This window comes from Micromonospora sp. BL1 (assembly GCF_003667485.1).
Lineage (GTDB): Bacteria > Actinomycetota > Actinomycetes > Mycobacteriales > Micromonosporaceae > Micromonospora > Micromonospora tulbaghiae.
Genome location: NZ_RCVK01000353.1, coordinates 1 through 12,974, shown reverse-complemented (window position 1 = coordinate 12,974; position 12,974 = coordinate 1). Strand labels below are relative to the sequence as shown.

Genomic DNA, 12,974 nt, shown 5'->3' with positions numbered 1-12,974 from the left:
GCCCGCCACCGCACCGCCGCCACGTCGTCTGCCGTCTCGTGGATGCTCACCCGGAACCTCCGGTCCTCGACCGGCACCTCGACGGCGTCCAGGAAGCGCAGAAAGAGCATCACGAGCAGCGGGTCGCTGTTGACGAATTTGATCCTGCAGTCGTTCGGACGCCAGGGCTTCGCCTTGCCGCCTTCACACCAGTAGATGGCCGCCCCGATCAGCAACAGCTCGCGCCGGTCGAGCCGCCCCACCCAGCCCGCCGAATCGGCCACCACCTCGGCCCGGGCCGCGTCCCGCGCCGTCCGGTGCGCGCTCCACTGTGCGTCGGCACGCGCCTGCTGGGCGATCCGCCGCCGCCGGCGCACCAACTCCGGATCCAGCGGCAGGTGCCGCGTCCACAGGTATGCCGTGGACTTCGAGACGTCGAGCGCCTCCGCGATCTCCCCCACCGGACAGCCGGCTCGTCGTAGAGCCAGCGCCCGGGCGTGCAGTTCCGGCTTCCAGCCCCGATAAGAGGGCGGACGGGTACCGGACTCATCTCCGACGGTCACCGGCGCAGATTAGAACGTGCGTACGACAGCGGTCGGTCTGACCGCGAGCGTCGCGCCTGGCAGGATGGACGGGTGACCGACGTTTCCGGCAACGACCGCACCCGTCGGCGGCCCGTGCCGGCGACGAAGCCCTCCCGGGTACGGATGTCCGCGACGCAGCGGCGCGAGCAGTTGATCTCGATCGCCCGGCAGATCTTCGCCGAGAAGGGTTTCGACGCGACCTCGATCGAGGAGATCGCGGCGCGCGCCAAGGTCTCCAAGCCGGTGGTCTACGAGCACTTCGGCGGGAAGGAGGGGCTCTACGCGGTGGTGGTGGACCGGGAGGTCCGCTCGCTGCTGGACCGGATCACCACGGCGCTGACCGCAGGTCATCCGAGGGAGTTGCTGGAGCAGGCCGCGTTGACGTTGCTGACCTACATCGAGGAGGAGACCAGCGGCTTCCGGGTGCTGGTCCGGGAGTCCCCGCTGATGTCCGCGACGGGCAACTTCAGCAGCGTGATGAACGACGTGGCGCACCAGGTGGAGCACATCCTGGCGGGCGAGTTCTCCATCCGGGGGTACGACCCGAAGCTGGCGGAGCTCTACTCGCAGGCGCTGGTGGGCATGGTGGCGCTGACCGGCCGCTGGTGGCTGGAGGTGCGCAAGCCGCGCAAGGAGACGGTGGCGGCGCACCTGGTGAATCTGGCCTGGAACGGGTTGTCGCACCTGGCCTCGAAGCCGGGGCCGATCGGGACGTGAGCCGGATCCTCGGCCGTGCGGTGCGGTGATGGCACTACGCCCCCGCGGCGGCCGCGATCGCCGAGTCGAAGTCGGGGCCGGCACCGATCTGGGCGAGCAGCACGTTCGCCGCGTTGTAGCAGTCGAACCTTTCGATCTTTCCGTCCCGCAGATGCCAGAGATCAGCGGTCGGCACGTCGATCCGGTTGCCGGTCGGCGGGATCTCGCCGGCCGGCGTGGGGAAACCGCCGAGGTGGGTGCCCTGAATTCGTAGTTCGACGGCGACGACGTCACCGAGAGCATGCACGTCGAGCAGTTCGCGGTGGACGTCGGGAAAGACGCCGGCGAAGCCGGTCAGCGCCTGCGGAATCTGGTCCCCGCGGAATGTCAGCCCGTTGGGCATGTCGTTGAACGTTCCGTCCTCGGTGAACAGGGCGCGGAAGCCGGGCCCGTCGAGGACATCCCCTTCCGCCAGCCGGTACGCCTCGCGAACGATCTCTTCGTTGCTCTTCATTCGGCCCGTCCTCGATTGTCGTGCCACCGCGGGAACAGTTCTCGTCGATGTGCGCCGCCCACGCTAGCAAGTTTTTGACCGGATGGTCAATAACGTAGGCTTCCCCCGTGCCCCGTCCCCGCAAGTTCGTCGAGAGCGATGTCGTCAGCAGCGCCAGCGAGGTGTTCGCCGTGCACGGCCTCGCCGCCGCGACCCTCGACGACCTGGTGCGGGCGACCGGCCTGGGCAAGCAGAGCCTCTACAACGCCTTCGGCGGGAAGCGGGAACTGTTCCTCCGGGCGCTCTCCGAGGATCGGGAGGAGGCGACGCGCGCCGTCTCGGAAGCGCTCGGGCACGACGGCGCTTCGCCGCTGGAACGAATCCGGGGGCACATGCTCCGCATGGCGATCGAGTTCAGCAGCAGCGATCGGCGGGTCTCACTCACCACGCGCGCGCTCGTCGAGTCGACAGGCGAGGAGGACCCGCTCTCGACCGTCACGAAAGCCGGCATCGAGCAGCTCGCCGGGGTCTACGCCGGATGCCTGGAACACGCCCGGGAGAACGGGGATCTCCCGGAGGACGCGAACGTGCAGTCACTGGCGGTCTACTTCGTCGCGGTCACCCGGGGGATGGAGTTGCTCGGCCGCGCCGGTGTCGGCCGTGGCGTTCTCACCGCTGTCGCACTCGACGCGCTTCGCGCGCTCCACGACCCGCGGATCGACCAGGCCGACGGCGGTCGCCCGACGCTCCAATGAGCCGCGGCGCCCGTCGTGGCGACGAGGGCGCCGGTCACCGAGAGCGTTCCCCGATGGGGTGGTAGCGGCGCTGCCGTTCCTCCTCGGCGTGCTCGGGCGTGCCGACCTTGTCGTACAGGCCGGTGGCGAGCAGGACCAGCCCGAACAGCAGCGACACGATGACAGTCGACATCGAGAAGTTGAGGAAGTTCGCCGAGGTCTGGAGCACCGACATCATCAGGATGCCGGTGACCAGGAAGACCACCCCGGCGGTGAGGTTCATGTAGTGGCCGAGGTTGTCGCGGCGGGACGCGCCGACCAGCAGGACCGCGCCGAAGACCACCGAGACCAGCGAGAAGGCCAGGTTGGTGCGCAGGCCGAGCGCCCAGTCGCCGTCCCGGCCGAACAGCCCCTCGCCCCAGGTCTGGAAGACGCCGAAGACGCCGAAGACCAGGATGTAGAGGCCGATGAGCCCGGACAGCACCCGGTAGAGCGGCCGCGCGGGGTGGTTCACCGGGAAGTGCGCCATGATGCCCTCCAGCCGTGTGACTGATTCGGGGCAATTGTCGCCTGACGTGTCCGCGCGCGTCCGGAAAACACCGAAGGCCCGGTGCGCCGCGCCGGGCCTTCGGTACGAGGCGGGATCAGAGCACCAGGCGGGCCTTCTGCCAGGCCTCGTGCTCGTCGTCGGAGCCGACCTTGCCGTACATGCCGACCATCAGGAGCACCAGGGACAGGGTCAGGACCACGACGTCGGTCATGATCGAGAAGTTGAAGATGTTGGCGTCGGTCTGGAGGAACGCCAGCGCGGCCAGGCCGATCACCATCAGCGTGTAGGCCAGCCACTGGTTGATCGCCACGTCGAGGTTGCGGCCGATCGCGGTGCCCACCAGGATCACGACGCCGAACAGCACCGACAGCAGCGAGAACGCCATGTTGGTGCCCTGGCCGAGGACCTTGGTGTCGTCCTGGGCGAGGAAGTCGTTGCCGGCGCTGGCGATGATGCCGAGGCCGCCGAAGACGACGAAGTACAGACCAACGATCCCGCCGATCGCCCGGTAGATCGGCCGCGCGGGGTGGTTGACGGGGGTGTGGGCCATCTCTGCGTCTCCAAAAGACCGTTCGGACGAGGGTTCCACCGGTGATTGTCCCGTACGCCGGTCAGTGACGCCGCACACCCCCCACCCCGGCGGCAGGTCAGCCGGCCGGAAGCTCCTCGGCGAGAGCCAGCCAGGTCTCCTCGGTGCGGTCCCGCTCGGCCCGTACCTCCTTGAGCTGGGCGTCCAGCTCGGCGACCCGGGCGTAGTCGGTGGCGTTCGCGGCGAGCTGCTCGTGCAGGCCCGCCTCCTTCTGTTCCAGCTTGGCGATCTGCCGTTCCAGCCGGTTGAGTTCCTTCTTCGCGACGCGTACCTCGGCGGCGGACATGCCCTCGCGCGCCGGCGCCGCCGTGGCCGGGGTGAGGTCGGCGGGCGCCGGGCCGCCGGCCGCACCGGCGCGCGCCAGGTACTCGTCGACGCCGCCGGGCAGGTGCACCAGCCGGCCGTCACCGAACATGCCGTACGCGACGTCGGTGACCCGCTCGATCAGGTAGCGGTCGTGGCTGGCCACCACGATCGTGCCGGGCCACGAGTCGAGCAGGTCCTCCAGCGCGGCGAGCGTGTCGGTGTCCAGGTCGTTGGTGGGCTCGTCGAGCAGCAGCACGTTGGGTTCCCCGGCGAGCAGCCGCAGCATCTGCAGGCGGCGGCGCTCGCCGCCGGACAGGTCGCTCACCGGGGTCCAGAGCCGCCGGTCGTCGAAGCCGAAGATCTCGGCGAGCTGGGAGGCGCTGATCTCCCGGTCGCCGAACTGCACCCGCCGGGCCACCTCCTCGACAGCTTCCAGCACGCGCAGGTGGCCGGGGAGTTCGGCGAGTTCCTGGGACAGGAACGCCGGCCGGACGGTCTGCCCGGCGGTGAAGCGCCCGCCGTCGGGGCCGGTCACCCCGGCGAGCATCCGCAGCAGGGTGGTCTTGCCGGCGCCGTTACGGCCGAGGATGGCCACCCGGTCGCCGGGACCGACCTGCCAGGTGGTGTCGTGCAGGATCTCCTTCGGGCCGGCGTGCAGCCGGACGTGTTCGAGGTCGTACACCTGCTTGCCGAGCCGGGCGGTGGCGAGCCGTTGCAGCGACATGGTGTCGCGGGGTTCCGGCACGTCGGCGATGAGCGCGTTCGCCGCGTCGATGCGGAACTTGGGCTTGGAGGTGCGTGCCGGCGCGCCCCGGCGCAGCCAGGCGATCTCCTTGCGGAGCAGGTTCTGCCGGCGGGCCTCGGTGGCGGCGGCGACGCGTTGCCGCTCGACGCGGGCCAGCGTCCAGGCGGCGAAGCCGCCCTCGTACGCCCGGACGGTCTGGTCGGCGACCTCCCAGGTGGTGGTGCAGACGGCGTCGAGGAACCAGCGGTCGTGGGTGACCACGACGAGCGCGCCCTTGCGGGTGACGAGATGCCGGGCGAGCCAGTCGACGCCGCCGACGTCGAGGTGGTTGGTGGGCTCGTCGAGGACGAGCAGGTCGGCGTCGCGGACCAGCAGCGCGGCGAGCGCGACGCGGCGGCGTTCCCCGCCGGACATCGGGCCGACCGGGGTGTCCAGGCCGAGGTGGGGCATGCCGAGGCCGTCGAGGATGGCGCGTACGCCCGCGTCGCCGGCCCACTCGTGCTCGGCGCCCATGCTCTCGCCGAGCCAGGCGGTGCCGAGCACCACGTCCCGCACGGTGAGGTCGGGGGCCAGGTCGAGGCGCTGCGGCAGCCAGGCCACCCGCAGGTCGCGGCGGTGGGTGACGCGGCCGTCGTCGGGTTCCTCGGTGCGGGTGAGCAGGCGCAGCAGCGTCGACTTGCCGGCGCCGTTGAGGCCGACCACACCGACCCGGTCGGCGTCGTCGAGGCCGAGCGAGACGTCGGTGAGCAGCGGCCCGGCGGCGCCGTACCCCTTGGACACCCGGTCCAGGTTGACGATGTTGGCCACTGACCCACCCTTCACGACTCAGGCGTCCCGGGGGCCCGGGACGCCTGAGTCAAGGGTACGGGGCGTCAGACGACGCGGGCGCCGGCGACCGGGCCGTGCGCGACGCGGGCCTCCCGGCACACCCCGGCGGCGGTGATCTCGGCGGCGATCCGGACCGCGTCGGCCTCGCCGGTGGCGAGGAAGACGCAGGTGGGACCGGAGCCGGAGACGATGCCGGCGAGCGCGCCGGCCGCCTCGCCGGCCTTGAGCGTCTCGGCCAGCGACGGGCGCATGGTCAGCGCGGCGTCCTGGAGGTCGTTGCCGAGCGTGGCGGCGAGCACCCGCGGGTCGCGCTGGCGCAGCGCGGCGAGCAGCGCGTCGGTGCTGCCCAGCGGCGTGCCGGCGGCTCCGGCGTCGCGCAGCCGGTCCAGTTCCCGGTACGCGGCCGGGGTGGACAGGCCGCCGTCGGCGATCGCCACCACCCAGTGCCAGGAGGTGGGGCGGGCCAGCACGGGGCTGACCGCCTCGCCCCGGCCGGTGCCGAGCGCGGTGCCGCCGTGGATGAGGAACGGCACGTCGGAGCCGAGGTCGGCGGCGATGCCGGCCAGTTCGTCGCGGGACAGTCCGGTGCCCCACAGCGTGTCGCAAGCCACCAGCGCGGCGGCGGCGTCGGCGCTGCCGCCGGCGAGCCCGCCGGCGAGCGGGATCTGCTTGCGCAGGTGCAGCCGGGCGTGCGGGGCGACGCCCGCGTAGCCGGCGAGCGCGTGCGCGGCGCGCAGCGCCAGGTTGGTGTCGTCCAGTGCCAGCTCTCCGGCGCCCTCGCCCTCCATGGTGAGGGTGAGCGTGTCGCCGCGGCGGGCGGTCAGCTCGTCGTAGATGGAGATCGCGTGGTAGACGGTGTTGAGCTCGTGGTAGCCGTCACGCCGCAGCGGTCCGACACCGAGGTGCAGGTTGACCTTGGCGGGCACCCGCACCTTGACCGGGCCGCCGGCGCCGCGCCGCTGCCCGTCCTCGTCCTCCGGTCGCCATGCCTCGGTCACCGGGCGGACTCCACCGGGCGTGGGCGGATGTCGAACGGCTTCGGCACGGTCAGCTCCTCGGCGGGGGGTCGGGCAACGGCGCCAGCCTACTGCTCGCCGCCGGGGCCGTCCGGGGCCGACGCGGCGATGGCGGCGAACTGCTCGACGGTGAGCGATTCGCCCCGCGCGCCCGGATCCACACCGGCGGCGGTGAGCGCGGCGGCGGCCCGGTCCGCGCCGCCGGCCCAGCCGGCCAGGGCGGCGCGCAGCGTCTTGCGGCGCTGCGCGAACGCGGCGTCGACGACCGCGAAGACGGCCTGCCGGGGTACGTCCGGCCGGGGCGGTTCGCGCCGGGTGAACGCGACCAGCCCGGAGTCGACGTTGGGCACCGGCCAGAACACGTTCGGCGGGACCTTGCCGGCGGCGCGGGAGCGGGCGTACCAGGCGAGCTTGACCGACGGGATGCCGTACACCTTGGAGCCGGGACCGGCGACGAGCCGGTCGGCGACCTCCTTCTGCACCATCACCAGGCCGTGGCGCAGCGTGGGCAGTTCGGCGAGCAGGTGCAGCACGACCGGCACGGCGACGTTGTAGGGCAGGTTCGCCACCAGCGCGGTCGGCGCCGGGCCGGCCAGGTCGGCGGCGGTGACCCGCAGCGCGTCGGCCGGGTGGACGGTGAGCCGCTCGGCGGCCGTACCGGCGAAGCGGGCGGCGGTCTCCGGCAGCGCGGCGGCGAGCGCCGGGTCGAGTTCCACCGCGTGCACGTGCGCGGCGACCGGGAGCAGGGCGAGCGTGAGCGAGCCGAGCCCGGGGCCGACCTCCAGGGCCACGTCGTCCGGGGTGAGCCCGGCGGTGGTGACGATCCGGCGCACGGTGTTCGGGTCGTGCACGAAGTTCTGGCCGAGCTTCTTCGTCGGCGTGACGCCGAGGCGCGCGGCGAGTTCCCGGATCTCCGCCGGGCCGAGGAGTCCGGTCACGCCGGGCATCCTCTCACCACGGCCCGAACGCGCGGTCGCCGGTCGCGGAGATGGTGGCGCAGAGTTCGTCCAGGTCGGTGCCGGTGGTCTCGGCCAGGAAGCGGACCGTCAGCGGGATCAGGTACGACGCGTTGGGCCGTCCCCGGTACGGCATCGGGGTGAGGTAGGGCGCGTCGGTCTCGACGAGGATCTGCGCGGGCGGGGTGACGGCGGCGGCCTCGCGCAGCGCGGCGGCGCTGCCGAACGTGACGGTGCCGGCGAAGCTCAGCAGGAAGCCGCGCCGGACGCACTCGCGGGCGAAGTCGGCGTCGCCGGAGAAGCAGTGCATGACCACGGTGTCCGGGGCGCCCTCGTCGTCGACGATGCGCAGCACGTCGGCGTGCGCGTCCCGGTCGTGGATGACGAGCGCCTTGCCGTGCCGCTTGGCGATGGCGATGTGCGCCCGGAAGCTCTCCTCCTGCGCGGCCCGCCCCTCGTCGCCGGTACGGAAGAAGTCCATGCCGGTCTCGCCGACCCCCCGGACGCGGTCCCGCCCGGCGAGCGTCTCGATCTCGCGCAGCGCCTCGTCCAGGTCGGCCAGCCGGGGCACCTCGTTCGGGTGCAGCGCGACTGTGGCGAGCACCGGGGCGTACTTGTCGGCGACGTCGGCGCTCCACCGGGACGAGTCGACGTCCACGCCGACCTGGACGAGCCGGTCCACGCCGGCCCGGGCGGCGACGTCGATCGCGGCGGCCACCGGGTCGTCGCCGGGGGCGCCGCCGGGAGGCGTGCCGAACTCGCCGACGGTGATGTCGAGGTGGGTGTGGCTGTCCAGCACGGGTACGGGCAGCGGCTCGGGGGCGGGCGGGAACTCCCCGGCCCGGCGGGCGGCGCGCTGCTTGCGGGTCTCGGTCTGCTCGGTCATCGCGGCCAGCATCACACACCGGCCCGGTGCGGCGTTCCCGGACCGCCACCGGCTGTTCACGTGCCCCACATCTGGCGGGCTTAGCGTCCCGGAGTGACCGTCACCGACCAGGCCGGCGGGCCCGCCTCCGACCGGGCCGGGTTGCGCGTGACGTACGGCGGCCGGGTGCACCCGGCCGAGGAGATCGCCCGGGGCGCGGCGTACGAGTTGTTCAGCGCCGACGAGGCGCCCGGGTTCGAGTGGTGCCCCCGGCCCGGCAGCGGCTGTCCGTGGCGCCGGTTCGTGCACGCGACCGAGGTGGACGCGGTGCACGGGGGCGCCGGGCCGGGCGACGACACGGACGCGCCGCTGCTGGTGCCATTGCACCGGGACCGGGGCTGGGCGTACGTGCACCGGCTCAGCCAGCAGCCGGGCGCGGCGGCCGATCCGACGCTCGCCGCGGTGCGGGAGTCGGCGGTGATCCGGCCCGGCACCCGGATGGTGAAGGTGCTCTCGGCCCGGCAGCTCGCCGGGTACGTGCGCGGGTGGCTGCCGCACGGCTTCTGCTACCGGGAGCACGACGTGGCGCACCTGCGGACACCGGCCGGGATGGCGGTGCTGCGGGGCGACTCGGAGGGCGGCGACGTGGCGTACGCGCTGCGCTGGCGGGCCGCCGATCCGGCCGACTACGACGTGCCGGTGGGTGAGGCGCACCGAGGGCTGACGGCGTTGCCGCCCCGGGACCGGCTGGGGCCGCCGGTGCTGGGTACCGGGTTCGTGCCGAGCAGCGCGCAGCTCGTACCGGAGTTCGTCACCCGGGAGTTCGCCGACCTGCCGATGCCGGCGAACGCCACGCTGCTGGCCTACCCGGCCGAGGGGGTGGAGGTGGTGCTCTACACCTACCAGGCGGAGCAGCGGGGCTGGCTGCGCCTGGCCGGGCCGCAGTGGCGGCACCTGCTCGCCGCGGTGCCCGGTCTGGCCGCCGACCAGGAGTACGTGCCGACCGGCGACGCGCCGCGCTCCACCCGGCTCGTCGGCACGTACGCCGGATCGGAGTACGAGGCGGTGGCCGACCAGCCGGGCGGGTTCCGGGTGCTGGCGATGACCCGGGCGGCCCGGTACCCGGTGGACGCGGCGGCCCGGCGGGTCCGCACAGCGGTGTGGCGCGGCGTGCCGTGCCTGGTGCTGCGGGAGGAGGGCGGCTGGCTGCGGTTGCGGCTGCGCCGCCCGGATCCGGACGCGGTGGCCGCGACCGGCGCGCAGTGTCTGGAACGCGGCGTGTACGAGGTCTGGGCGCCCGGCGGAGAGCTGACCGACGACCGGGTGGTGGACCTGCCCTATCCGGCCCGCCACGAATAGACGGGGGCAGGTCGGGAAGGCGTGGGGGGTCCGAGAAACCCGCGCGAGGGGGAATCCCGACATGCCTTTCGTCACCGTCGGTACGGAGAACTCCGCACCCATCGACCTGTACTACGAGGATCACGGTTCCGGTCAGCCGATCGTGCTGATCCACGGTTTCCCGTTCAACGGGGCGACCTGGGAGAAGATGAGCGGTCCGCTGCTGAACGCCGGATACCGGGTGATCACGTACGACCGGCGAGGGTTCGGCAACTCCGCCCAGCCGGCCAGCGGCTACGACTACGACACGTTCGCCGCCGACCTGGACGTGCTGATGACCGAGCTGGACCTGCGCAACGCCATCCTGGTCGGGCACTCCATGGGCACCGGTGAGGTGACCCGCTACCTGGGCGCGTACGGGTCGGACCGGGTGGACCGCGCGGTCATGATGGCCCCGTTGGCGCCGTACCTGCTGAAGGCGCCCGAGGACCCGGAGGGCGTCGACAAGAGCACGTTCGAGGGGTTCCAGAAGGCGATCATCCAGGACCGGTTCGCCTACCTGACCCAGTTCTGCGACGCGTTCTTCAACGCCAGCGAGAACCGGGGGAAGCTGGTCAGCGACGAGGCGTACCACGCGCACTGGCAGATCGGCGCGCAGGCGTCGGCCAAGGGCACCCACGACTCGGTGGACGCCTGGCAGACCGACTTCCGCGGTGACCTGCCGAACATCGACGTGCCGGTGCTGATCATCCAGGGCGACAAGGACAACGTGCTGCCGTACCCGGTGACGGGCCAGCGGCTGGTGAACATGCTGTCCGACGCCAAGCTGGTCACGCTGAAGGGTGCGCCGCACGGCACGCCGTGGACCCATCCCACCGAGGTCAACAAGGCCATCATGGAGTTCATCGGCAAGCCGAGCATGGCGACCGCCTGACCTGGCGGACGACCGCGGCCCCGGGGTCTCCCCGGGGCCGCGGTCACGCGTGCGTGGTCAGCCGGCCAGGCGGGCCAGCTCCTCCTCGACGATGGACGGGTCGAGCTTGCGGAACACCGGCTTCGGCGCCGCGAGCGGCCGGCCCACCTCCAGGGGTACGGACTCCCAACGCGCCCCGACCGTGTAGTCACCGGTCAGCACCGGGTACGACGGCCCGCCGTCGAGGTCGTCGACCTCCTCGATCACCGGCATCGGCGCGTGCACGCCGGTGCCGCCGAGCAGCTCGTGGATCTTCTGCGCGGAGTGCGGCAGGAACGGGGTCAGCAGCGTGTTGGCGTCGCTGACGACCTGGAGCGCGACGTGCAGGATGGTGCCCATGCGGGGCTTGTCGTCCTCGCCCTTGAGCTTCCACGGCGCCTGCTCGGAGAGGTACTTGTTGGCCTCGGCGACGACCTTCATGGCCTCGCCGATGGCCTGCTTCTGCCGGTGCCGGGCGATCAGGTCGCCGACGGTGGCGAAGCCGGCCTTCGCGGTGTCCAGCAGCGCCTGGTCGGCCTCGGTGAGCCCGGCCGGGTCGACCGGCGGGATCGCGCCGAAGTTCTTCGCCGCCATCGACACCGAGCGGTTGACCAGGTTGCCCCAGCCGGCGACCAGCTCGTCGTTGTTGCGGCGCAGGAACTCGGCCCAGGTGAAGTCGGTGTCGTTGCTCTCCGGCCCGGCCACCGCGATGAAGTAGCGCAGCGCGTCGGCGTCGTAGCGCTCCAGGAAGTCCCGGACGTAGATGACCACCTTGCGGGAGGAGGAGAACTTCCGCCCCTCCATGGTCAGGTATTCGCTGGAGACGACCTCGGTGGGCAGGTTGAGCCGGCCCAGCTCGCCCGGCTCGCCGTCGCGGGCGCCCGCACCGGAGTAGCCACCGAGCAGCGCCGGCCAGATCACCGAGTGGAAGACGATGTTGTCCTTGCCCATGAAGTAGTACGAGACGGCGTCCTTCCCCTCGCCGTCGGCGGACCACCACTTGCGCCAGGCCTCCGGGTCGCCGGTGCGGCGGGCCCACTCGATGGACGCGGACAGGTAACCGATGACCGCGTCGAACCAGACGTAGATCCGCTTGTCCGGGCGGTCGCGCCAGTCGTCGAGCGGGATCGGCACGCCCCACTCCAGGTCGCGGGTGATGGCCCGGGGCTGGAGGTCGTCGAGGAGGTTGCGGGAGAACCGCAGCACGTTCGGGCGCCAGCCCTCGCGGGTGTCCAGCCACTGCCGCAGCGCGTCGGCCAGGGCGGGCAGGTCGAGGAAGAAGTGCTCGGTCTCGACGAACTCCGGCGCCTCCCCGTTGATCTTCGACTTGGGGTCGATCAGGTCGATCGGGTCGAGCTGGTTGCCGCAGTTGTCGCACTGGTCGCCGCGTGCGCTGTCGTAGCCGCAGATCGGGCAGGTGCCCTCGATGTAGCGGTCGGGCAGCGTCCGGCCGGTGGACGGGGAGATCGCCCCGGTGGTGACCTTCGGGACGATGTAGCCGTTGCGGTACAGGCCGGTGAACAGCTCCTGCACCACCGCGTAGTGGTTGCGCGTGGTGGTGCGGGTGAACAGGTCGTACGACAGGCCGAGCGCCCGCAGGTCCTCGGCGATCACCCGGTTGTAGCGGTCGGCCAGCTCGCGCGGGGTGACCCCCTCGGCGTCGGCCTGCACCTGGATCGGGGTGCCGTGTTCGTCGGTGCCGGAGACCATGAGCACGTCGTGACCGGCCATCCGCATGTACCGGGAGAAGACGTCGGAGGGAACGCCGAATCCGGATACGTGGCCGATGTGGCGCGGGCCGTTGGCGTAGGGCCAGGCGACCGCGGCGAGAACGTGACTCATGAGCAGCAAGCCTAGTGATTGCCGTGGGCGCGCCGCGAACCAATGGGGTGTGCGCTCCGACCGTACGTCCGATTTGTCGCCGACACGCGGCGTGAGCTGCCCGACAAGCCGGACGTACCGGTGTGAAATGAACATCGTGACCAGCAGACCAGCGGCGCCCGAGCCGTCGGCGGCCGCCACCCGGCGGGCGGCGCGGCCCACGCCGCCCGGCGGGCCCGTCGCCCCACAGCCCCGGCTCGACCCGGCGGACCCGCCGGTGGAGGTGGAGCCGACCACCGGCGCACCGGTCGACGCGGTGCCGAACCGGGTGCCGGTGCGCCAGCCGCGCTGGCAGCGCGAGGCCGCCACGTCCGGCGGCTGGGCGCCGATCGAGGAGGTGCACTGGGACGGCACGCCGCTGCGTGACGAGCCCCGCCCACGTCCCGGCCGGCCGCCCGCCCGGCCGGAACGCGCCCGCCCGGTCACGCCGCTGACCCGCACCCCGTGGGCCTGGAACCGGTG

General features: G+C 72.4%; 12 protein-coding genes and 2 pseudogenes. 5 read left to right on the top strand and 9 right to left on the bottom strand.

All coding sequences use genetic code 11. From position 1 onward, the window contains the following. A pseudogene (locus EAD96_RS27020) lies at positions 1-542 on the bottom strand (helix-turn-helix domain-containing protein); the annotation flags it as partial. A 72-nt stretch (positions 543-614) separates the two neighbouring features. Between EAD96_RS27020 and EAD96_RS27015 the strand changes: the two are divergent. After that, positions 615-1,280 (top strand): TetR/AcrR family transcriptional regulator, encoded by a 666-nt coding sequence (locus tag EAD96_RS27015; RefSeq protein ID WP_121686224.1) that lies wholly within the window; start codon positions 615-617, stop codon positions 1,278-1,280. Positions 1,281-1,314: 34 nt separating this feature from the next. Here the strand turns inward: EAD96_RS27015 and EAD96_RS27010 are convergent, their stop codons facing one another. Then, entirely contained in the window at positions 1,315-1,773 is a 459-nt protein-coding gene (locus EAD96_RS27010) for an ester cyclase (protein WP_121686223.1), read from the bottom strand. Positions 1,774-1,880: 107 nt separating this feature from the next. On the opposite strand from EAD96_RS27010, the gene EAD96_RS27005 reads away from it, so the two are divergent. Next, positions 1,881-2,507 carry a TetR/AcrR family transcriptional regulator gene (locus EAD96_RS27005; RefSeq protein ID WP_121686222.1) on the top strand — a complete coding sequence of 209 codons (627 nt, stop codon included), beginning with the start codon at positions 1,881-1,883 and terminating at the stop codon, positions 2,505-2,507. A gap of 34 nt (positions 2,508-2,541) precedes the next feature. On the opposite strand, the gene EAD96_RS27000 is transcribed toward EAD96_RS27005, so the two are convergent. The 6 genes from EAD96_RS27000 to EAD96_RS26975 all read right to left on the bottom strand — a co-directional run bounded on the left by EAD96_RS27000 (position 2,542) and on the right by EAD96_RS26975 (position 8,374). Then, positions 2,542-3,015, bottom strand: coding sequence for a DUF4383 domain-containing protein (locus tag EAD96_RS27000; RefSeq protein ID WP_121686221.1), 474 nt, complete (start codon positions 3,013-3,015; stop codon positions 2,542-2,544). Positions 3,016-3,130: 115 nt separating this feature from the next. Next, positions 3,131-3,586: a DUF4383 domain-containing protein gene (locus EAD96_RS26995; RefSeq protein WP_121686220.1), complete on the bottom strand. Its 456-nt coding sequence runs from the start codon at positions 3,584-3,586 to the stop codon at positions 3,131-3,133. 97 nt (positions 3,587-3,683) lie between these two features. Next, positions 3,684-5,483 (bottom strand): ABC-F family ATP-binding cassette domain-containing protein, encoded by a 1,800-nt coding sequence (locus EAD96_RS26990; RefSeq protein WP_121686219.1) that lies wholly within the window; start codon positions 5,481-5,483, stop codon positions 3,684-3,686. Between the two features lie 65 nt (positions 5,484-5,548). Then, the gene (locus EAD96_RS26985; protein WP_121686218.1) at positions 5,549-6,502 is read right to left on the bottom strand and encodes a 4-(cytidine 5'-diphospho)-2-C-methyl-D-erythritol kinase; all 954 of its coding nucleotides are present in this window, start codon (positions 6,500-6,502) and stop codon (positions 5,549-5,551) included. Positions 6,503-6,588: 86 nt separating this feature from the next. Next, on the bottom strand, positions 6,589-7,458 hold the full coding sequence (rsmA, locus tag EAD96_RS26980) for a 16S rRNA (adenine(1518)-N(6)/adenine(1519)-N(6))-dimethyltransferase RsmA (protein WP_121686217.1): 870 nt from the start codon (positions 7,456-7,458) through the stop codon (positions 6,589-6,591). A 13-nt stretch (positions 7,459-7,471) separates the two neighbouring features. After that, a complete protein-coding gene (locus EAD96_RS26975; RefSeq protein ID WP_121686216.1) occupies positions 7,472-8,374 on the bottom strand; it encodes a TatD family hydrolase in 903 nt (300 codons plus the stop codon). A gap of 81 nt (positions 8,375-8,455) precedes the next feature. On the opposite strand from EAD96_RS26975, the gene EAD96_RS26970 reads away from it, so the two are divergent. Then, positions 8,456-9,700, top strand: a complete 1,245-nt coding sequence (locus EAD96_RS26970) for a hypothetical protein (RefSeq protein WP_121686215.1) — start codon at positions 8,456-8,458, stop codon at positions 9,698-9,700. Positions 9,701-9,761: 61 nt separating this feature from the next. After that, positions 9,762-10,613 (top strand): alpha/beta fold hydrolase, encoded by an 852-nt coding sequence (locus tag EAD96_RS26965; protein WP_121686214.1) that lies wholly within the window; start codon positions 9,762-9,764, stop codon positions 10,611-10,613. 57 nt (positions 10,614-10,670) lie between these two features. Here EAD96_RS26965 and metG read toward each other — a convergent pair whose 3' ends face one another. After that, a complete protein-coding gene (metG, locus tag EAD96_RS26960; RefSeq protein ID WP_121686225.1) occupies positions 10,671-12,473 on the bottom strand; it encodes a methionine--tRNA ligase in 1,803 nt (600 codons plus the stop codon). 127 nt (positions 12,474-12,600) lie between these two features. Between metG and EAD96_RS26955 the strand changes: the two are divergent. Further along, a pseudogene (locus tag EAD96_RS26955) lies at positions 12,601-12,974 on the top strand (hypothetical protein); the annotation flags it as partial.

Excerpts from the sequence above, each read along its gene's own strand:
- EAD96_RS27010 (WP_121686223.1), bottom strand. The coding sequence starts at position 1,773 with ATGAAGAGCAACGAAGAGATCGTTCGCGAGGCGTACCGGCTGGCGGAA.
- EAD96_RS27000 (WP_121686221.1), bottom strand. The coding sequence starts at position 3,015 with ATGGCGCACTTCCCGGTGAACCACCCCGCGCGGCCGCTCTACCGGGTG.
- EAD96_RS26995 (WP_121686220.1), bottom strand. The coding sequence starts at position 3,586 with ATGGCCCACACCCCCGTCAACCACCCCGCGCGGCCGATCTACCGGGCG.
- EAD96_RS26975 (WP_121686216.1), bottom strand. The coding sequence starts at position 8,374 with ATGCTGGCCGCGATGACCGAGCAGACCGAGACCCGCAAGCAGCGCGCC.
- EAD96_RS26965 (WP_121686214.1), top strand. The coding sequence starts at position 9,762 with ATGCCTTTCGTCACCGTCGGTACGGAGAACTCCGCACCCATCGACCTG.
- metG (WP_121686225.1), bottom strand. The coding sequence starts at position 12,473 with ATGAGTCACGTTCTCGCCGCGGTCGCCTGGCCCTACGCCAACGGCCCG.